This is a genomic window from Actinomadura sp. NPDC048021, from assembly GCF_040653135.1.
GTDB lineage: Bacteria > Actinomycetota > Actinomycetes > Streptosporangiales > Streptosporangiaceae > Spirillospora > Spirillospora verrucosospora.
This window is the reverse complement of the sequence record NZ_JBEZJQ010000028.1, coordinates 77,088-95,780: the sequence shown is the minus strand read 5'-3', so window position 1 is coordinate 95,780 and position 18,693 is coordinate 77,088. Positions and strand designations below refer to the sequence as shown.

Annotated in this window: 18 protein-coding genes; all 18 read right to left on the bottom strand. The window is 72.1% G+C overall.

Going from position 1 to position 18,693, the window contains the following annotated elements:
* Positions 1 to 73: 73 nt before the first annotated feature.
* Positions 74 to 2,557 (bottom strand): bifunctional (p)ppGpp synthetase/guanosine-3',5'-bis(diphosphate) 3'-pyrophosphohydrolase, encoded by a 2,484-nt coding sequence (locus AB0C87_RS34860; protein WP_360581355.1) that lies wholly within the window; start codon positions 2,555 to 2,557, stop codon positions 74 to 76.
* 104 nt (positions 2,558 to 2,661) lie between these two features.
* Positions 2,662 to 3,186: an adenine phosphoribosyltransferase gene (locus AB0C87_RS34855; protein ID WP_345179054.1), complete on the bottom strand. Its 525-nt coding sequence runs from the start codon at positions 3,184 to 3,186 to the stop codon at positions 2,662 to 2,664.
* Between the two features lie 12 nt (positions 3,187 to 3,198).
* Positions 3,199 to 4,371: a protein translocase subunit SecF gene (gene secF, locus AB0C87_RS34850; protein WP_345179055.1), complete on the bottom strand. Its 1,173-nt coding sequence runs from the start codon at positions 4,369 to 4,371 to the stop codon at positions 3,199 to 3,201.
* Positions 4,372 to 4,373: 2 nt separating this feature from the next.
* Entirely contained in the window at positions 4,374 to 6,101 is a 1,728-nt protein-coding gene (secD, locus tag AB0C87_RS34845) for a protein translocase subunit SecD (protein ID WP_345179058.1), read from the bottom strand.
* A 110-nt stretch (positions 6,102 to 6,211) separates the two neighbouring features.
* Positions 6,212 to 6,718, bottom strand: coding sequence for a preprotein translocase subunit YajC (yajC, locus tag AB0C87_RS34840; protein ID WP_345179059.1), 507 nt, complete (start codon positions 6,716 to 6,718; stop codon positions 6,212 to 6,214).
* A gap of 178 nt (positions 6,719 to 6,896) precedes the next feature.
* Positions 6,897 to 7,970, bottom strand: coding sequence for a Holliday junction branch migration DNA helicase RuvB (gene ruvB / locus AB0C87_RS34835; protein ID WP_345179060.1), 1,074 nt, complete (start codon positions 7,968 to 7,970; stop codon positions 6,897 to 6,899).
* Positions 7,971 to 7,999: 29 nt separating this feature from the next.
* On the bottom strand, positions 8,000 to 8,608 hold the full coding sequence (ruvA, locus tag AB0C87_RS34830; RefSeq protein ID WP_353834139.1) for a Holliday junction branch migration protein RuvA: 609 nt from the start codon (positions 8,606 to 8,608) through the stop codon (positions 8,000 to 8,002).
* The gene (gene ruvC, locus AB0C87_RS34825) at positions 8,605 to 9,180 is read right to left on the bottom strand and encodes a crossover junction endodeoxyribonuclease RuvC (protein WP_345179216.1); all 576 of its coding nucleotides are present in this window, start codon (positions 9,178 to 9,180) and stop codon (positions 8,605 to 8,607) included. Before ruvC ends, ruvA begins: the two co-directional genes overlap by 4 nt.
* Positions 9,181 to 9,235: 55 nt before the next feature.
* A complete protein-coding gene (locus tag AB0C87_RS34820; RefSeq protein WP_345179063.1) occupies positions 9,236 to 10,387 on the bottom strand; it encodes a GNAT family N-acetyltransferase in 1,152 nt (383 codons plus the stop codon).
* A gap of 83 nt (positions 10,388 to 10,470) precedes the next feature.
* Positions 10,471 to 11,226 (bottom strand): YebC/PmpR family DNA-binding transcriptional regulator, encoded by a 756-nt coding sequence (locus AB0C87_RS34815; RefSeq protein WP_185024089.1) that lies wholly within the window; start codon positions 11,224 to 11,226, stop codon positions 10,471 to 10,473.
* A 3-nt stretch (positions 11,227 to 11,229) separates the two neighbouring features.
* Entirely contained in the window at positions 11,230 to 11,847 is a 618-nt protein-coding gene (gene pdxT / locus AB0C87_RS34810) for a pyridoxal 5'-phosphate synthase glutaminase subunit PdxT (RefSeq protein WP_360581354.1), read from the bottom strand.
* A gap of 265 nt (positions 11,848 to 12,112) precedes the next feature.
* Positions 12,113 to 12,727 (bottom strand): hypothetical protein, encoded by a 615-nt coding sequence (locus AB0C87_RS34805; RefSeq protein ID WP_345179066.1) that lies wholly within the window; start codon positions 12,725 to 12,727, stop codon positions 12,113 to 12,115.
* 141 nt (positions 12,728 to 12,868) lie between these two features.
* Positions 12,869 to 13,792 (bottom strand): pyridoxal 5'-phosphate synthase lyase subunit PdxS, encoded by a 924-nt coding sequence (gene pdxS / locus AB0C87_RS34800; protein WP_345179069.1) that lies wholly within the window; start codon positions 13,790 to 13,792, stop codon positions 12,869 to 12,871.
* A gap of 134 nt (positions 13,793 to 13,926) precedes the next feature.
* On the bottom strand, positions 13,927 to 14,967 hold the full coding sequence (locus AB0C87_RS34795; protein WP_360581353.1) for a DUF3048 domain-containing protein: 1,041 nt from the start codon (positions 14,965 to 14,967) through the stop codon (positions 13,927 to 13,929).
* 124 nt (positions 14,968 to 15,091) lie between these two features.
* Positions 15,092 to 15,634 carry a hypothetical protein gene (locus tag AB0C87_RS34790; protein WP_345179071.1) on the bottom strand — a complete coding sequence of 181 codons (543 nt, stop codon included), beginning with the start codon at positions 15,632 to 15,634 and terminating at the stop codon, positions 15,092 to 15,094.
* A 7-nt stretch (positions 15,635 to 15,641) separates the two neighbouring features.
* Positions 15,642 to 16,805, bottom strand: a complete 1,164-nt coding sequence (locus AB0C87_RS34785) for a glycosyltransferase family 4 protein (protein WP_345179075.1) — start codon at positions 16,803 to 16,805, stop codon at positions 15,642 to 15,644.
* 10 nt (positions 16,806 to 16,815) lie between these two features.
* On the bottom strand, positions 16,816 to 17,742 hold the full coding sequence (locus tag AB0C87_RS34780) for a phosphatidylinositol mannoside acyltransferase (protein WP_360581352.1): 927 nt from the start codon (positions 17,740 to 17,742) through the stop codon (positions 16,816 to 16,818).
* On the bottom strand, positions 17,739 to 18,401 hold the full coding sequence (gene pgsA, locus AB0C87_RS34775) for a phosphatidylinositol phosphate synthase (RefSeq protein ID WP_345179078.1): 663 nt from the start codon (positions 18,399 to 18,401) through the stop codon (positions 17,739 to 17,741). The genes AB0C87_RS34780 and pgsA overlap by 4 nt, the downstream gene beginning before the upstream one ends.
* Positions 18,402 to 18,693 lie beyond the last annotated feature (292 nt).

The window sequence follows — 18,693 nt, the reverse complement described above, 5'->3', positions numbered from 1 at the left end:
CGTCCCCCGCCGATACCGCCCCCCCCCGCCAACGGGCGGCCGCGTCCGCGGCCGCCCTTTCGCGTGCGTGCTCCTACTTGGTGGCACCGCTGGTCACCCGGTAGACGTCGTAGACGCCGTCGATGGAGCGGACGGCCTTCAGGACGTGGCCGAGGTGCTTCGGGTCGCCCATCTCGAAGGTGAACCGGCTGACGGCGACGCGGTCGCGGGTCGTGGTGACCGACGCCGACAGGATGTTGACGTGCTGGTCGGACAGGACGCGGGTCACGTCCGACAGCAGGCGGGGGCGGTCGAGCGCCTCCACCTGGATCGCGACGAGGAAGACCGAGTCCTCGCCCGGGGACCACTTGACGTCGATCAGGCGGTCCGGCTGCGACCTCAGGCTCTCGACGTTGGCGCAGTCGGAGCGGTGGACGGAGACGCCGTGGCCGCGGGTCACGAAACCGACGATGTCGTCGCCGGGGACCGGGGTGCAGCAGCGCGACAGCCGGATCCACACGTCCGGGTCGTCGGCGACGACGACGCCCGGGTCGCCGGCGGGGCGGCTGCGCTTGCGGCGCGTCGGCAGCGCGATCTCGGCGAGGTCCTCCTCAGCGCTCTCCACACCGCCGAGGGCGTCCACGAGGCGCTGCACGACGTGCTGCGCGGAGACCTGGCTCTCGCCCACGGCCGCGTACAGGGACGACACGTCCGGGTAGCGCATGTCCCGGGCGAGGGCGAGGAGGGCCTCGCCGGACATCATCCGCTGGAGCGGCATGTTCTGCTTGCGCATGGCGCGGGCGATGGCGTCCTTGCCGGACTCGATCGCGGTGTCGCGGCGCTCCTTGGAGAACCAGTGCTTGATCTTGTTGCGGGCGCGGGCGCTCTTGACGAAGCCGAGCCAGTCGCGGCTCGGGCCCGCGTCCGGCGACTTGGAGGTGAAGACCTCGACGGTGTCGCCGTTGTCGAGGGTCGATTCGAGGGGGACGAGGCGGCCGTTGACGCGGGCGCCGATACATCGGTGCCCGACCTCGGTGTGGATCGCGTAGGCGAAGTCGACGGGGGTGGCGCCCTGCGGCAGCGCGATCACGTCGCCCTTCGGCGTGAACACGAACACCTCGGAGACCGACAGGTCGAAGCGCAGCGACTCCAGGAACTCGGCCGGGTCGGCGGTCTCCTTCTGCCAGTCGAGGAGCTGGCGCAGCCACTGCATGTCGCCGGCCTTGCGGCCGCCGACCGTCTCCTCCTTGTACTTCCAGTGCGCGGCGACGCCGTACTCGGCGCGGCGGTGCATGCCCCAGGTGCGGATCTGCAGCTCGACGGGCTTGCCCTCCGGGCCGATCACCGTCGTGTGCAGCGACTGGTACATGTTGAACTTCGGCATCGCGATGTAGTCCTTGAACCGGCCGGGGACCGGGTTCCACCGCGCGTGGATCGAGCCGAGGGCGGCGTAGCAGTCGCGGACGCTGTCGACGAGGACCCGGATGCCGACCAGGTCGTAGATGTCGTCGAAGCTGACGTCCCGCGCGATCATCTTCTGGTAGATCGAGTAGTAGTGCTTGGGCCGGCCGGTCACGGTGGCCTTGATCCGGGCCTCGCGCAGGTCGGTGGAGACGTTCTCGATCACTTCCTGCAGGTAGACGTCGCGGCGCGGGGCGCGCTCGGACACCAGGCGGGCGATCTCGTCGAACCGCTTGGGGTACAGCGTGGCGAACGCGAGGTCCTCCAGCTCCCACTTCAGCGTGTTCATCCCGAGGCGGTGCGCGAGCGGCGCGAACACCTCCAGGGTCTCGCGGGCCTTCTTCTCCTGCTTGTGCCGCGGCATGTAGCGCAGCGTGCGCATGTTGTGCAGCCGGTCGCCGAGCTTGATCACCAGGACGCGGATGTCGCGGGACATCGCCACGACCATCTTGCGGACGGTCTCGGCCTCCGCGGCCTCCCCGTACTTGACCTTGTCGAGCTTGGTGACCCCGTCGACCAGGGCGGCGATCTCGTCGCCGAACTCGGCGCTCAGCTGGTCGAGGGTGTAGGGGGTGTCCTCGACGGTGTCGTGCAGCAGCGCGGCGCAGAGCGTCTCGGTGTTCATGCCGAGCTCGGCGAGGATCGTGGCGACCGCGAGCGGATGGGTGATGTACGGGTCACCGCTCTTGCGCTTCTGGTGCCGGTGGTAGTGCGCGGCCACGTCGTAGGCGCGCTCGATGAGCCGGAGGTCCGCCTTCGGATGCGTGTTGCGGACCGTCTTGATCAGTGGTTCCAGTACCGGGTTCATAGCGGGACCGCGCTGGGCGCCCAACCTGGCGAGCCTGCGGCGCACCCGGGCGGCGGACGGCGGAATCGTGGCCTGCGTGGGCCTGGACGGGACGGCGGCCCCGGACGCGTCATCGTCGTCCGGGGCGGCGCCAGGGCCTGGAGCTGGGGGAACATCGGATCCCGACGAGGGCTGGGCGGGCGGGGCGGACGCGGGCGTCCGCGCGGCGGGCTCGTCGGGCTCGGGCGGCCGGACGTCGGGCGGTGGGGGCGCGCGCCGTTCCTCGGCGGCGGTGTTCACCGCGTCGGTCGATACCACCTCACCTGGCACCCAGCCTCCCTAGTCCACCCGGGCACTGCACCGCGCGTTCCGTGCGGGCCGCGCCCGTTCCCGCCGGACCCTGATGGCGTCAGTGTATCCGGCCCTATTTCGTACTAGACCGTAACCAGGGAATGAACGTCCAGATTCCCCAGCTTGTCGCGTCCGTGCAGGAACGACAGCTCAAGGAGGACCGACAGCCCGACGACTTCTCCGCCGCCCCGCCGGACGAGTTCGGCGGCGGCCCTGGCCGTGCCCCCGGTGGCCAGGACGTCGTCGACGATCAGTACCCGGTCACCGGGTTCGAAGGCGTCGAGATGGATCTCGATCGTCTCGCTCCCGTACTCGAGATCATAAGTCTCCGCGTCCGTCGCCGAGGGCAGTTTCCCCTTCTTGCGCACCGGGACGAAGCCCGCCCCGAAGTGGTAGGCGACGGGGGCGGCGAGGATGAACCCGCGGGCCTCGATACCGACGATCTTGTCGATGGTGCCGCGGCCGTGGTGGTTCACCACGGCGTCGACCACCCCGGCGAACGCCACGTGGTCGGCCAGCAGCGGGGTGATGTCCTTGAACATCACCCCCTGCTTGGGATAGTCGGGGATGTCGCGGATCCGCTCCTGGATCAGCTTGCCGAGGTCCACTCCGTCCCCGCCCTACTTGCCGCCGCGGCGCTGCTGCCGCGACCCGCGCTTCGGCTGCTGCCGCGACCCGCTCTGCACGACCTTCCGCACGGTGACCGTGCTGCGGATGTCGGGCGTGTCCTGCCGGTCGTCCTCACCGGCGTCGGCGGCGTCGTCGGAGAGGTCGTCCTCCGTCGCGGCGGAGGCGCCGGCCCCGGCCTTGACCCTGGCCTTCGACGACCGCTTCGAGCTCTGCTCGCGCCGGGCGATGTTCTGCCGGATCTGCTTGTACTTCGGCTCGCGCTCCTTGAACTGGACGAGCAGCGGCGTCGCCACGCAGATCGAGGAGTACGTGCCGACGATCATTCCCACGAACAGGGCGAGCGACAGGTCCTTCAGCGTGCCGGCGCCGAACAGGGTCGTCCCGATGAACAGGATCGCGCCGACGGGCAGGATCGCCACCAGGGAGGTGTTCAGCGAGCGGACCAGGGTGCTGCTGAGCGCCTGGTTGGCCGCCTCGCTGTAGGTCGTCCGGGAGGTCGGGCCGAGCGGCTTGGTGACCTCCTTGATCATGTCGAAGACGACGACCGCGTCGTACAGCGAGTAACCGAGGATCGTCAGGAAGCCGAGCAGCGTGGCCGGGGTCACCTCGAAGCCGGACCAGGCGTAGATGCCCGCCGTGATCACCAGGTCGTGGACGAGCGCCACCACCGCGGCCACGGCCATCCGCCACTCGAACGCCACCGACAGGTAGGCGATGATCAAGACCATGAAGACCAGCAGCGCCTGCCAGGCCTTCTTCTGGATCTCACCGCCCCACGAGGCGCCGACGACCTGCGTGCTGACCTTGTCGGCGGGGACGGTCAGCTCCTTGGAGACGCTCGTCTTGACCTCGGTGACCTGGTCGGAGGACAGGCTCTCGGTCGTGACCCGCCAGTCGCCGCCCGCCTTCTGCACGATCACCTGGTGGGGGCCGCCGTCGGCGACGGCGCCGCGCACCTGCTCGATCGAGGCGCTCGGCGCCTTGAAGGTGAAGACGGAGCCGCCCTTGAACTCCACGCCGAAGTTCAGGCCCTGCACCAGCAGGCCCGCGATCGACAGCGCCAGCAGCAGCCCGGAGATCGTGTACCAGATCTTCGGCCGGCCGACGATGTCCGCGCTGATCTCGCCCCGGTAGATCCGGGAGATGGCCGCACGCGTTCCCATGCTCAGGCCTCCTGGCTCGTCGTGCGGGCGGCTGGGGCGGAGGTGTCCTGCGCCTTGTGCAGGCGCCTCGGATCGAGTCCGGACATCGGATGCCCGCGTCCGAAGAAGTTCGTGCGCGCCAGCAGCGCGACCATCGGCTTGGTGAAGAAGAACACCACGATGACGTCGATGAGCGTCGTGAGGCCCATCGCGAACGCGAACCCGGCCACGCCGCCGACCGCGAGGAAGTACAGCACCAGGGCCGCGAGGAAGGTGACGGCGTCGGCGACGAGGATGGTGCGCCGCGCCCGCTTCCAGGCGTTCTCCACCGACGAGCGCAGCTTGCGCCCCGCCCTCAGCTCGTCCCTCAGCCGCTCGAAGTAGACGATGAACGAGTCGGCGGTGATGCCGATGGAGACGATCAGGCCGATGATGTGCGGCAGGGAGAGCCGGAAGCCCATCCCCTCACCGAGGATCACCACCGCCTCGTAGGTGATGGCCGACGCCACGACCAGGCTGGTCACGGCCACCAGGCCGAGGCCCCGGTAGTAGAACAGGCAGTAGAGCACCACCAGGCCGAGCCCGATCGCGCCGGCGACCAGCCCGCCGGTCAGCTGGTCGGAGCCCAGCGTGGACGACACCTCGTCGATGGAGCTCTGCTTGAACTCCAGCGGCAGCGCCCCGTACTTGAGCACGTTGGCGAGGTCGGTGGCGTACTGCTGGTTGAAGCTGTCGGGCGGACCGTCGATGCTGGCGGTGCCGCCGGTGATGGCGCCCTCGCGGATGCTGGGCGCGGACACGACCTGGCCGTCCAGCACGATCGCGACCTGCGCCTGCGGCGAGGACGGGTTCTGCTGGTAGGCCTGGGACGCGGCGGTGGTGACCTCTCCGAACTGGCGGGCGCCCGTGCCGTTGAACTTCAGCGAGACCGACCAGCTGGCCTGGCCCTGCTGGGCGTTCGGCGGCATCGCGCTCGCCGAGGAGACGCTCTCGCCCAGCACCCGGACCGGGCCGAGGATGTACTTGGCGACCTGGCCGCTCTCCTGGTCCTGGTCACAGGCGGCGACGAACTTGCGGTTCGGGTCGTTGGACCCGGGGGCCCGCCGGTCGCCGCTGTAGCAGTTCAGCGCCTCGAACTGGCTGATCACGGCCTTGTCGGTGACGCCCGGGTACTCCTGCGCGGGAGCCGTGGGCTGCGCCGACGGCTGGCCCAGCGGCGACGACGGCGACGGCGCGGCGGACCCGGACGGCTTGGGCGTCGGGGCGGTCATCGCCCCCGACAGCGCCCGGCCCCTCGGGGTGGACGACGCCGACGGCGACGCGCTCCCCGAGGGGGAGGCCGACGCGGACGGCGACGGGCTCTTGCCCCCGTCCTTCTTCGCCCCCGCGCTCTTGGAGGGGCTGGGGGACGGGGTGGGCGCCGCCCCGGTCGACGGCTTCCCGTCGGCCACCGCGAACACCTGGCGGAACTGCAGCTTGGCCGTCGTCCCGATCAGGTTGACGACGCGGCCCTGCCCCTCACCGGGGACGTTCACCACGATGTTGTTGCTGCCCTGCTTGGCGACCTCGGCGTCGGACACACCCAGACCATTGACGCGCTTCGTCATGATCTTGACGGCCTGGTCCATCTGGTTCGCCGGGGGATTCTTGCCGTTCGCGGTCTTGGCCGTGAGCGTCACGGTCGTGCCGCCGGCGAGGTCGAGGCCCAGCTTGGGCTTCGTCTGCCCCTGCCAGACCGCCAGACCGGCCATGACCACCATGATCGCGAAGAGCGCGAGGAGCGTGCGCCCGGGCTTGGGCGCATTCTTGGGCGGAGCCACTTGTCGTCGTACTTCCCGTCGTATCGTCGCCGTGAGAGGGGTCAGGCGGGCTTGTCGCCCGCCTCGACCTTCGCCTTCCCCTTCGGCTTGGACTCCGGCTCGCCGTCCTCGCCCGCGGTGTCCGCGGCCTCGTCGTCCCCGTCCTTGGACAGGTCGACCTCGGAGCCGTCCTTGGACAGGTCGACGCGGTCGCCGTCCTCGTCCTCGCCCTCGGCGTCCTCGTCGTGCTCGTCGTCGAGCTCCTCGGGCTCGTCGTCCTTGAGGACCTGCATGACGGCCTGCTTGACGAACCGGACCTCGACGCCGTCGGCGATCTCCAGCACGATGCCGTCGTCGTCGACCGCCACGACGGTCGCGCGGATGCCGCTGGTCGTTAGGACGCGAGCGCCCGGTTCCATGGCGTTCTGCATCTGCATCTGCTCTTTGCGGCGCTTGCTCTGCGGCCGGATGAGCAGGAAGTAGAAGACCAGTGGCACGGCGAGAAGCAGGAGCAGATTGAAGGACCCGCTACCACCCGAGCCCGCCGCGAGAATAATGTCGCTGCCCATTACTGGGGCATCCTTCCGATGTCGTTTGCCCAGCCTGTGACCAGACCGGTCACGTGCAACGGGACCGCCGGCTGGAGACGGTGAACCAAGTCCCGGAGTCTAGAGAGTACGCGAGACCCCGGCAACGAGGCGACGATCGGCGACGCCGGGAAGTTCCCAACCCGTTATCAGATGATCACTATTCCGCCCCGCCGGCATCCCTGTCCAGGTCGAACAGCGTGCCCGCCATCGGCGCCGTCGGCGGCTGAGGAAGCCCCAGGTGCGCCCACGCCGCGGCGGTGGCGACCCTTCCCCGCGGGGTCCTGGCGAGCAGGCCCTGCCGGACGAGGAACGGCTCCGCGACGACCTCGACGGTCTCGGGCTCCTCCCCCACCGACACGGCCAGCGTCGACAGACCCACGGGTCCGCCGCCGAACTTGCGCATCAGCGATTCCAGGACGGAACGGTCGAGCCGGTCAAGGCCCCGTTCGTCCACCTCGTACAACGCCAGGGCGGCGCGGGCCGATTCCCGCGTGATCACGCCGTCGGCGCGCACCTCGGCGTAGTCGCGGACGCGGCGCAGCAGCCGGTTGGCGATGCGGGGCGTGCCGCGCGAGCGCCCGGCGACCTCGGCGGCGGCGTCATCGGAGATCTCCACGTCCAGCAGCCGGGCGGACCGGCGGACGATGATCTCCAGCTCGGCGGGCTCGTAGAAGTCCATGTGCGCGACGAAGCCGAACCGGTCGCGCAGCGGGCCGGGCAGCATGCCCGCCCGCGTCGTGGCCCCCACCAGCGTGAAGGGGGCGATGTCCAGCGGGATGGCCGTCGCCCCGGGGCCCTTGCCCACGACGACGTCGACGCGGAAGTCCTCCATCGCCATGTAGAGCATCTCCTCGGCGGGCCGCGCCAGCCGGTGGATCTCGTCCAGGAACAGCACCTCGCCCTCGGCGAGGGTCGACAGCACGGCCGCGAGGTCGCCGGCCCGCTCGATCGCCGGACCCGAGGAGATCCGCAGCGGCTGCCCCAGCTCGGCGGCGATGATCATGGCGAGGGTGGTCTTGCCGAGGCCGGGCCCGCCCGACAGCAGCACGTGGTCGGGGGTCCGGCCGCGCCCGAGCGCGCCGTGCAGCACCAGCGAGAGCTGCTCGCGGACCCGCTCCTGGCCGACGAAGTCGGCCAGCTTCTTCGGCCGCAGCGCGGCCTCGATCTGCTGCTCGTCGACCCCGCCGGCGTCGGCCGACACCAGCCGCTCGGTCTCGTCGGTCCCGCTCATCCCCGCTCCCCGCGCCTCCCCTGGCTCCCTCACTGCCTGCTCAGCTTCTTCAGGGCCGACCTCAGCAGCGCCGCGACCGGGGGCGTCTCGCCGCCGTCGAGCTCGGCGGCGACGGCGTCCACGGCGGCGTCGGCGTCCTTGGCCGACCAGCCGAGGTTGACCAGGCCCATCTGCACCTGCTGGCGCCACGGCTCGGCGCGGGCGGGCGCACGCAGGTCGCCGCCGTCGTCGCCGACCGGGCCGCCGAGGCGGTCCCGCAGTTCCAGGACGATGCGCTGCGCGCCCTTCTTGCCGATGCCGGGCACCTTGGTGAGCGCCGTCACGTCCTCGGTGGACACGGCGCGGCGCAGCGCGTTCGGCGAGTGGACCGCCAGCATCGCCAGGGCGAGGCGGGGCCCGACGCCGCTGGCGGTCTGGAGCAGCTCGAAGACGGTGCGCTCGTCGTCGTCGGCGAACCCGAACAGGGTGAGGGAGTCCTCCCGGACGACGAGGGAGGTCGGCACCCGCGCCTCCTCCCCGACCCGCAGGCCCGCCAGCGTGGCGGGGCTGCACTGCACCGAGAGGCCGACGCCGTGCACGTCGATCACCGCCCCGTCGGGCCCGGCGGCGGCCACCCGGCCGCTGACGAAGGCGATCACTTGACGCTTCCTCCTCTGCTCCGGGCGGCGAGCCGGTCCCGTTCGGCCCGGGCCGCCTCCTCGATCCGCGACCGCTGGGCGTGCGCGAGCCGCCGCTGCGCTCCCCCGCGCCACACGTGGCAGATGGCCAGGGCGAGCGCGTCCGCGGCGTCCGCCGGCTTCGGCGCCGTCTCCAGGGACAGCAGCCGGGTCACCATCCTGGTCACCTGCGCCTTGTCGGCGCGGCCGTTCCCGGTGACGGCGGCCTTGGCCTCGCTGGGGGTGTGCAGCGCGACGGGCAGGCCCCGCCGGGCGGCCAGCAGCATCGCGATCCCGGCGGCCTGGGCCGTGCCCATCACCGTCCGCACGTTGTGCTGGGAGAACACGCGCTCGACGGCGACGGCGTCGGGGCGCAGCTCGTCCATGACGGCCGCGATGCCCGTCTCGACGCCCAGCAGGCGCAGGGCGTGGTCCTCGTCGGGGGCGGTCCGCACGACCGACACGTGCACCAGCCGCAGCCGCTTGCCCGGGGCGCCCTCGACGACCCCGACCCCGCACCGGGTGAGGCCGGGGTCCACCCCCATCACCCGCACGGCCGCTCCTTCGATCATCTGTTCGGCCGCCAACGCTATCAATCCGCGTGGCCGGTCAGAAGTAGTCCAGCGAGAACGGCGTGGCCGCGAACGCGGCCCCGAGCGCCTCCGCGTCCCCGCCCTGGAGCAGTCCGGCGCGGCGGAGGGTCGGCACCGGTATCCCGCAGTAGAGGGCCGACAGGCCGCGCGGCCCGAGGCGCACGGCGCCGGAGCCGGCGGCGGAGCGTTCCAGCCGCCCCTCGCCGCCCTCGATCTCCAGGCGCCAGTGGCCCGCGTTCGCCGGACGCAGCGGATCGTCGATCTCCAGCGGGACGCCCGCGGCGACCCCGGCCGGGTAGCCGCGCGCCGCGATCGCCGCGGGCGCGTCGACCACCCGCAGCATCCACTGGGAGCGGTGGACGGTCTCCTGCTCGCGCTCGCGCGGCAGCCACAGCACCGGGTCCATCGGCGACACGCAGGCCCGCACCGACTCGGCCGTGGACGAACCGGACCCGACGATCGCCCACAGCGCCCTCAGCGTCCGCTCGGACGAGGCGACGAGCCGCTCGACCTCCAGCCCGGCGTTGCCCTCCGCCCAGCGGTAGGAGAGGAACCCGTCCTCGGCCAGGTAGTGGTAGGCGTCCGGGCCACCGAGGTGCTCGCGCCACCTCGCCTCCGGCCAGCCGACCGGACCGCAGTCGCGCGCGGCCCGGTGCACGCGGCCGACCACGGCGGCCACCTCGGCGGCGTCGCCGGGCCCGGCCCTGCGGACGGGGACCCGCTCGGCCGCGATCGTGCGCAGGGCCTCGGTGGACAGGTCGACGTGGTGCCAGCCCCCCGCGTGCTCCCAGCCGAGCGACCGGTAGAGCCGCGTCGTGGCCGGATACAGCATGGCGAGCGGGTGACCGAGATCGGCGCACCGCCCCAGCAGGTCGGACACCAGGCGGCGGCCGAGCCCCCGCCCGCGCTCCTCGGGCGCGACCGTGATCGCGCTGACGCCGGCCGTGGACACCGCCCGCCCGTGCCACCACTGCGTCATGTCGAGCAGCGCCCCCGTGGCGACGACCGCGCCGCCGTCGAGGCCGGCGAACTGCCTCCCCGCCTCCGCCGCCTGCCGGACCAGCCGGGACCGACGCGCCCACACCTCGTCGGACAACGGCCCGAAGGCGCGGGCGCGGATGTCGCGGACGGCGTCCGCCTCGTCTGGTGCCAGAGCGCGAATCTCCATGATCCAGACCGTATGCGACGGCGCCGACGGGAACGCCGCCGCACCCGGGCGGGCGGCGGCGGCGTTCGCGGGACGACGGGGCGTCAGGCGTCGATGGAGGCCATGACCTCGTCGCTCACGTCGAAGTTGGCGTAGACCTCCTGGACGTCGTCGGAGTCCTCCAGGGCGTCCAGGAGCCGGAACACCTTCTTGGCGTTGTCCTCGTCGAGCGGGACGGTGACGCTCGGCAGGAACTTGCTCTCCGCCGACTCGTAGTCGATCCCGGCGTCCACCAGCGCCGAGCGGACCGCGACCAGGTCGCCGGCCTCGCTCACGACCTCGAAGTTCTCCTCGTCGAGGTCGTTGACCTCCTCGGCCCCGGCGTCCAGGACGGCCATCATGACGTCGTCCTCGCTGGTGCCGGCCTTGGGGACGATCACGACGCCCTTGCGGTTGAACATGTACGAGACCGAGCCCGGGTCGGCGAGGGAGCCGCCGTTGCGGGTCAGGGCGACGCGGACCTCGGAGGCGGCCCGGTTGCGGTTGTCGGTCAGGCACTCGATGAGCACGGCGACACCGCCGGGGGCGTAGCCCTCGTAGGTGATGTTCTGCCAGTCGGCGCCCCCGGCCTCCTCACCGGCGCCCCGCTTGCGGGCGCGCTCGATGTTGTCGTTCGGGACCGAGTTCTTCTTCGCCTTGTAGATGGCGTCGTAGAGGGTGGGGTTCGCGTCGGGGTCGCCGCCGCCCGTCCGGGCCGCCACCTCGATGTTCTTGATCAGCTTGGCGAAGAGCTTGCCCCGCTTGGCGTCGAGGGCCGCCTTCTTGTGCTTGGTCGTCGCCCATTTGGAATGGCCGGACATCTGTCAATCCTCCTCTGTCGTCCGGCGCACCAGATCGGCGAAGTAGTGGTGCACGCGGAAATCGCCTGTCAACTCCGGATGGAACGCGGTCGCCATGAGGCGCCCCTGGCGGACGGCGACGATCCTACCGGCGTTCGGCCCGCTCTCCGCGCGTCCGAGGATCTCGACGGCGTCGCCGACGGACTCCACCCAGGGTGCGCGGATGAAAACGGCGTGGTACGGCGTGTCACCCATACCGGTCAGCGGGACGGCGGCCTCGAACGAGTCGACCTGCCGGCCGAACGCGTTGCGCCGCACGGTCATGTCGATCCCGCCGACGGTCTCCTGGCCCGCCACGCCGCCCCGGATCCGGTCCGCCAGCATGATCATGCCGGCGCAGGAGCCGTAGGCGGGCATGCCCGCCTCGATCCGCTTGCGCAGCGGCTCCAGCAGCTCGAACGAGCGCGCCAGCCGCCACATGGTGGTGGACTCCCCGCCGGGCAGGACCAGCCCGTCGACCCGTTCCAGCTCGTCGGGGCGGCGCACCTTCACGGCGCGCGCCCCGGCCTCCTCCAACGCGCGCGCATGCTCGCGCACGTCGCCCTGCAGGGCGAGGACACCGATCGTGGGCACAGCAGTCACGTGGAAACCTTCCGGGGGCACAGGAGACGTCTCAACCCTAGACGTTCCTTACAACGCCCCACGACCTGGCTGATCTTCCCAGGCGTCGGACGCTTCACTGTGGGGAGAACCCCACACACCCCCAAGAACAGGGCCTGACCGACGCCTTCCGCTCCGCAGGCTCCGCTCCAGACGTCGGACACTTCACTGTGGGGAAAACCCCACACCCCCAAGAACAGGGCCTGACCGACGCCTTCCGCTCCGCAGGCTCCGCTCCAGGCGTCGGTCAGGCGTGCCGGAAGCGGCGGACCGGAAGTTCCAGGGGGAGGAAGCCGTCCTTGCCGCGGTCGGCGATGCCGCGGCCGAACATGTGCTCCTCGGCGAGGGCGAGGCCGAACTCCTCGGGGTCGAAGGGGAGCGGGACGTCCGGGGCGCCCGCGTCGACGGCGCGCCAGAAGGGGCGCTCGACGGGCAGCCGCTCGCCCTGGTCGACGACCACGCCGTCCTCGGCGGTGACGTAGACGTCGCGGAGCAGCACGCCCGACTCGTACCAGCGGAACCAGCAGCTGCGGATCACGTTGTGCAGGACGAGGACGCCGCAGCGGGAGCCGGGGAGCGCCGCCGCGGCGGTGTCGGCGATGCGGCGGGCGTCGTCGTCGAGGCAGAACAGCCGCCGGTCGCACAGCAGCAGCGCCCGCTCGAAGGCGCCGACGAACAGCTCGTCCTCGTACGGCCAGAGCGCGAAGTCCAGGACCGTGTCGCCGGTCTCGGTGAGGGAGGCCGCCGGATACAGGCGGCGCGCGATCTTCGCGGCGGCGTCCGGATCGGGCACCAGGCCCGGCCGGAACACCTCGGCGGGTTCACCCGCGCTCGCGCACGCCAGCGCGACCGACCAAGCCATGCTCCATCCCTCCCGCGGCCGGGCGCCGGCCAGGGCTCGCCCCTCCGGCCGCGCCGTCAGCGTAAACCCTCTCGGCGGCCCGTGTGGAGGGGGTACCCACCGATCCGCCCGGCCACCCGGGCCGGGCGGACGCACCCCGCGCTACCAGCCGCGGCCGGCGAACTTCTGGTCCTCGCCGAGGGAGGCGGCGTTGATGCCGACCATGGCCTCGCCGAGACCGCGGGACACCTTGGCGATCACGTCGGGGTCGTCGTGGAAGGTGGTGGCCTTCACGATCGCCTCGGCGCGCTGGGCCGGGTTGCCGGACTTGAAGATCCCGGAGCCGACGAAGACGCCCTCGGCGCCGAGCTGCATCATCATCGCGGCGTCGGCGGGGGTCGCGATGCCGCCGGCGGTGAACAGCACGACGGGCAGCTTGCCCGCCTGCGCGACCTCCTTGACCAGCTCGTAGGGGGCCTGGAGCTCCTTGGCCGCGACAAAGAGCTCGTCCTCGGGCAGGTTCTGCAGGCGGCGGATCTCCTGCCGGATCTTGCGCATGTGCGTGGTGGCGTTGGAGACGTCGCCGGTGCCCGCCTCACCCTTGGAGCGGATCATCGCCGCGCCCTCGGTGATGCGGCGCAGCGCCTCGCCCAGGCTGGTGGCCCCGCAGACGAAGGGGACGGTGAACGCCCACTTGTCGATGTGGTTGTCGTAGTCGGCGGGCGTGAGCACCTCGGACTCGTCGATGTAGTCGACGCCGAGGGCCTGCAGCACCTGCGCCTCGACGAAGTGGCCGATGCGGGCCTTGGCCATGACGGGGATGGAGACCGCGGCGATGATCCCGTCGATCATGTCGGGGTCGCTCATCCGGGAGATGCCGCCCTCGGCGCGGATGTCGGCGGGGACCCGCTCCAGGGCCATGACGGCGACCGCGCCCGCGTCTTCGGCGATCTTCGCCTGCTCGGGCGTGACGACGTCCATGATCACGCCGCCCTTGAGCATCTCCGCCATGCCGCGCTTGACGCGGGCGGTCCCGGTCTCGGGCGCGGCGTTGTCAGGGGCGGGAGTGGAAGTGGACACGGGCATTCCTCACGTGGACGGACGACAAGTCTTTTTCCCATGTTATTGCCTGCTCGCATGACCTCTCGACCCGGCAGAGTGTCAGCGGAGGGCGTCGGCCGCTTACGGAGTGACGGGCGGGGGCCGCCAGGCGCGGCGGGCTAGGGGATGTAGGGCTTTCCGTCGTTGACGAGCACGACCCAGACCTGGCCGCGGGCGAAGTTCATCGGCTTGCCGTCGGCGGTGGTGTAGGTGGTGCCCTTGTCCTCGGAGGGACGCGACCACTTGGCGCCGTAGGCCTTGCCGTCGCGCAGGACGACCGCGCGCCCGGTGCCGGTGGTGTGGATCAGCGGCGTGTAGCTGCCGAGGAAGTCGTGGAACTTCGAGCGGGTCGTCTTGGCGTACTGGACGACGACGGTCTTCCCGCCGAGCACCCCGCCCTCGGCGGCACGGTCGGGGGTGCCGCCCCAGCTGGCGAGCCACCGCTTCTGCTTGGCCGACCACGTGAAGCCCATCGTGGCGGTGGGCCACCGGGCGGTGAACGACCGGGTGGGCTTGCCGCCCTCGGGGGCGTCCCCGAAGGTGAAGCCGATGTCGCGCGGCTTCGCGGCCTTCGGCGCCTGCTTCAGCAGGTTCCTCGGATCGGCGTAGAGGTTGTACGGGATGCGCCTGTCGCCGGAGCGGAAGTACGCGCCGCCCGCGTTCTCCTGGGAGATGTCGTACACGGGCGCCTTGCGGATGTACTTCTTCATCTTGCTCTGGACGCCGGAGAACGCGAAGGCGGGACGGCCGAACTGCGGAAGGATGTGCAGGTCGGAGATGCGGGCGCTGCGGACGGGCCCGACCTTCTTCGGCAGCTTGGAGGAGTAGACCGCCATCAGCCGGGTCTCGCCGCCCTCGACCTGCTCGACGTAGACGATGTCGGCGGCCGAGACGCCGCTCTGCGGGAGCGCGGGCCGGGTGTTCTCGATCTTGACCGCGAGGACGGGGTTGCCCAGCCCCTTGGCGCCGCCGGTGAACGGATGCGTCGCGGGGGTCGGCGTCCCGCCGGCCTGGGGCGCGTCCGTGGCGCTCGGCGTCGGCGGCGGCGCCGGCTTCGCGCCGTCCGAGCCCGAGCAGGCCGACAGCCCGGCGCCGAGGACGAGGACGCCCATTGCCGCGGCCGCGCGTCCCCGGACGGTGGTGTCCCAGACAGATCGCACGATCTACCCCTCCTTTGGACGATCTGCCAGAGGGTAGCGAACGTGATCCCGTGCGCTCGCCCGTCCGGTGGTACGGCCGCGCGGGGCTCTCCCGATCAATGCGGCTCCGGCGGATCGCGGGCCGTCAGATCCCGGGCGGGTCGTCGTCGATCTCGAAGAAGTCCGGGAGCGGGGCCCTCCCGGCGAGCGGGAGCACGCGGATGAGCAGCTTGCGGCGCGCGATCCGGGCCTGGGAGACGGCGTCGTTGTAGAAGCGGCGGGCGTAGGCGACCTTCGCGGCGGCGGACGACAGCTCCTCCAGGACCGCCCTGCCGTCGCCGCCGCCCCGGGCGTCGAGCGCGTCGACGAACCCGGGCTGGTCGACGGCGGCGCGCAGGGCCCGCGACAGGTCGCTCTCGGCGAACTCGCGGCCCTCGGCGTCTGCGGTGCGGGCCTCGTGGGCGGCGGTGGCCAGCACCAGGCTGGTGGCGGGGTCCAGGAGCCGGGACGCGGCCAGCTCCAGCGTGGCGGCGGCCCGCCTGACGAGCGCGGCGTCGAGCGCGGCGCGGGCGGTCTCGACCCGCACGTGCAGCCGGTCGAGACGGGTGGCGCGCCACGACACGTACACCGCGATCAGGAAGACGACGGCGATCCAGAACAGGACGTCGATGACCCAGTCGTAGGACATGCCGCCCCTACGCCCCGAGCCCGGACTCGACCACGCGGACGCGGCCGCCGGTGACGGTCTCGTACACCCGCACCACGTCGCGGGCCACCGACGACCAGTCGTAGGTCCGCACGGCCGCGCGCGCCTCGGCCGACAGCTGCTTGCGGCGGGCCGGGTCGTCGAGCAGCGCCCCGGCCGCCGCGGCGAGCGCCTCGTGGTCGCCGACCGGGAACAGCACCCCGGCCCGGCCGCCGCGCAGGACGCGGTCGAACGCCTCGATGTCGCTGGCGATGATGGGCGCGCCCGCCGCCATGGCCTCGGCGAGGACGATGCCGAAGCTCTCGCCGCCGAGGTTGGGCGCGACGAACACGTCCACCGAGTGGTAGGCGCGGACCTTGTCGGCCTCGCTCACCAAGCCGAGCACGACGACGCGGTCGCGGAGGTCGGCCGGGACCCGGGCCAGCACGTCGCCGGCGTCGCCGGGGCCGGCGAGCAGCAGCCGCAGCCCGGGCCGCGCCCGGGCGAGGACCTCGAAGGCGCGCAGCAGCACCTGCAGGCCCTTGCGCGGCTCGTCCATCCGGCCGAGGAAGCCGAGCGCTCCCCCGTCGCCGCCCCCGGGCGGCGTGCCGGTGCGGCCGCGCCAGCCGGCCAGCGGCTCCGCCATCGCGTAGCGCTCGGTCGCGACGCCGTTCGGGATCAGCACGGCGTCGCCGCCGAGATGCTCGACGAGGGTGGTGCGGGCGGCCTCCGACACCGCGATCCGGCCGGTGATCTTCTCCAGGGCGCTCTGCAGGATCGGCGCGGTGACCGACAGCGCCCGCGACCTCTCGTAGGACGCGTGGAACGTGCCGACGATGGGCCCGTCGGCCGCCCAGCAGGCGAGCAGCCCGAGCGAGGGCGCGGCGGGCTCGTGGACGTGCAGGACGTCGAACCCGCCCTCGCGGATCCAGCGCCGGACCCGCCCGGCCGACAGGAATCCGAACGCCAGCCGCGCGACCGAACCGTTGTACGGGACGGGGACGGCGCGTCCGGCGGACGCGACGTAGGGCGGCAGGTCCGCGTCGTCGTCGGCGGGCGTGATGACCGACACCTCGTGACCGAGCGCGATCAGCGCCTCGGTGAGGTCGCCGATGTGCTGCTGGACACCGCCCGGCACGTCCCAGGTGTAGGGGCAGACGAGTCCCACCTTCATCGGCCGGCCCTCATCTTCGGCCGTCCGCGAGGTCGTCCACCCAGACCTTCTGCAGCATGTGCCAGTCCTCGGGGTGGGCGGCGATGCCCTCCTCGAAGGCGCGCGCGAGGTCCTGGGTCATGGCCTGGATCTTCTCCTGTCTGCCGCCCTCGTCCGGCACGGGGACCTCCTCGTGGACCCGCGCCGCCCAGTACTCGCCCTCATACCAGAGTGTCACGGGAATGAGGGCGGCGCCCGTCTGGAGGGCCAGCGCGGCCGACACGGCGGGCATCCGGGCGGTGGCGCCGAAGAACTCCACGTCGATGCCGCTCTCGGTCAGGTCGCGGTCGACGACCAGGCACACCGGCCGCCCGGCGCGCAGCCGCTGCGCCATCCGCCCGTAGGCGGAGGCGCCCTTGTGCGCGAGCACCTCCATCCCGAGGCCCTCGCGGAACTCGACGAACCGGTCGAACAGCGACGCGGGTTCGAGCCGCTCGGCGACGGTGGTGAAGGGGTAGCCGTTGTGCACCAGCCACGCGCCCGCGTGCTCGTAGTTGCCCATGTGGGGCAGCGCCAGGATGACCCCGCGCCCGGAGTCGAGGTTGGTGAAGATCTTCTTCTCGCCGGTGACCCGCATCCGGCCGAGGATCCGCGCCCGGTCGTACTCGGGCAGGCGGAAGACCTCCAGCCAGTAGCGGAAGTAGGAGCGCAGGACCTTCTTGCTGAGGACGCGGACCTCGTCGTCGACGGCGTCCTTGCCGAGCACGCGGCACAGGTTCTTCTCCAGCTGCCGCACGCCGCCGCCGTTGCGGTGCCAGGTGCGGTCGGCGAGCGCGGCGAACAGCAGGCGCGCCGCGCTCTCCGGCATCTTGCGGACGACCGTCCAGCCCAGGGCGTAGACGGCGTCGGTCACCTCGTCCCGAAGGGACGGCGCCTCCGCGCGGCGGGGCGTGGTCATGGACGCGGCTCCGGCGTCTTCTCGGCTCCGTTCTGCGCGCCGTTCCCGGCCCCCGCGCCCGCGCCGGGCCTCGCCTGGGCGTACACCGCCGCGAACCGCTGCCCGACGGTGATGGTGCTGAGCACGGCGAGGCCCCAGAGGGCGACGGCGAGGATGTAGGGGACGCCGAGCCCGTCGAACCCGGCCGCGACCAGGACGACGATGAGGCGCTCGGCGCGCTCGGCGATGCCGACGTTGCAGGTGTAGCCGAGGCCCTCGGCGCGGGCCTTGGCGTAGGAGACCACGACCCCGGCGACCAGGCAGTACAGGGCGACCCCGGCGAGGGGCTCCTGCCCGGCCCGGTACAGCCCGATCATCAGCCCGGCGAAGATCGCGGCGTCGGCGACGCGGTCCATGGTGGAGTCCAGGAACGCGCCGAACGCGGAGATCTTCCCGGTGACCCGGGCGACCGCGCCGTCGAGCATGTCGAACAGCACGAACGCGGTGATGACCATCGTCCCCCAGAAGAACTCCCCGCGGGGGAACAGCACGAGCGCGCCGGCGGCGACGCCGATCGTCCCGATGACGGTGATGGCGTTCGGCGAGACCCCGGTCCGCGCGACCGCCTGTCCGACGGGGGTGAGGACTCGCCCCAGCGCGGGCCTGATCTTGTTGAGCATCGACGTCCGTTCTCGTGATCATCGGGAGTCGCGGCCACCGGGAGTCGTGCTCACCGGAGCGGCCCCGCCGCGGGCGACCGGCGCTCGCGCGGCGCGCCCATCGTAGTGCGCACGCCGCGGACGCGCGGCCGGTCGCCCGGGCCGCCGCCCCGCGGCCCGGACCGATCGCGGTTGTTTGCCGTTCACCCCTTGTGATCCCGGCCCTCACGGGAAAGGCTGTTGACACGGGTGTGACGTCGGTCACGCGCGATGGACGAGGTCGGACGCCGCACTCGGACGTCAGGGCCGGGCC

Bases quoted from the DNA above. Each gene is read 5' to 3' on its own strand.
- secF (WP_345179055.1), bottom strand. From the start codon at position 4,371: ATGGGAACGCGTGCGGCCATCTCCCGGATCTACCGGGGCGAGATCAGC.
- secD (WP_345179058.1), bottom strand. From the start codon at position 6,101: ATGGCCGGTCTGGCGGTCTGGCAGGGGCAGACGAAGCCCAAGCTGGGC.
- yajC (WP_345179059.1), bottom strand. From the start codon at position 6,718: ATGGGCAGCGACATTATTCTCGCGGCGGGCTCGGGTGGTAGCGGGTCC.
- ruvB (WP_345179060.1), bottom strand. From the start codon at position 7,970: ATGAGCGGGACCGACGAGACCGAGCGGCTGGTGTCGGCCGACGCCGGC.
- AB0C87_RS34820 (WP_345179063.1), bottom strand. From the start codon at position 10,387: ATGGAGATTCGCGCTCTGGCACCAGACGAGGCGGACGCCGTCCGCGAC.
- AB0C87_RS34815 (WP_185024089.1), bottom strand. From the start codon at position 11,226: ATGTCCGGCCATTCCAAATGGGCGACGACCAAGCACAAGAAGGCGGCC.
- AB0C87_RS34805 (WP_345179066.1), bottom strand. From the start codon at position 12,727: ATGGCTTGGTCGGTCGCGCTGGCGTGCGCGAGCGCGGGTGAACCCGCC.
- pdxS (WP_345179069.1), bottom strand. From the start codon at position 13,792: ATGCCCGTGTCCACTTCCACTCCCGCCCCTGACAACGCCGCGCCCGAG.
- AB0C87_RS34790 (WP_345179071.1), bottom strand. From the start codon at position 15,634: ATGTCCTACGACTGGGTCATCGACGTCCTGTTCTGGATCGCCGTCGTC.
- AB0C87_RS34785 (WP_345179075.1), bottom strand. From the start codon at position 16,805: ATGAAGGTGGGACTCGTCTGCCCCTACACCTGGGACGTGCCGGGCGGT.
- AB0C87_RS34780 (WP_360581352.1), bottom strand. From the start codon at position 17,742: ATGACCACGCCCCGCCGCGCGGAGGCGCCGTCCCTTCGGGACGAGGTG.
- pgsA (WP_345179078.1), bottom strand. From the start codon at position 18,401: ATGCTCAACAAGATCAGGCCCGCGCTGGGGCGAGTCCTCACCCCCGTC.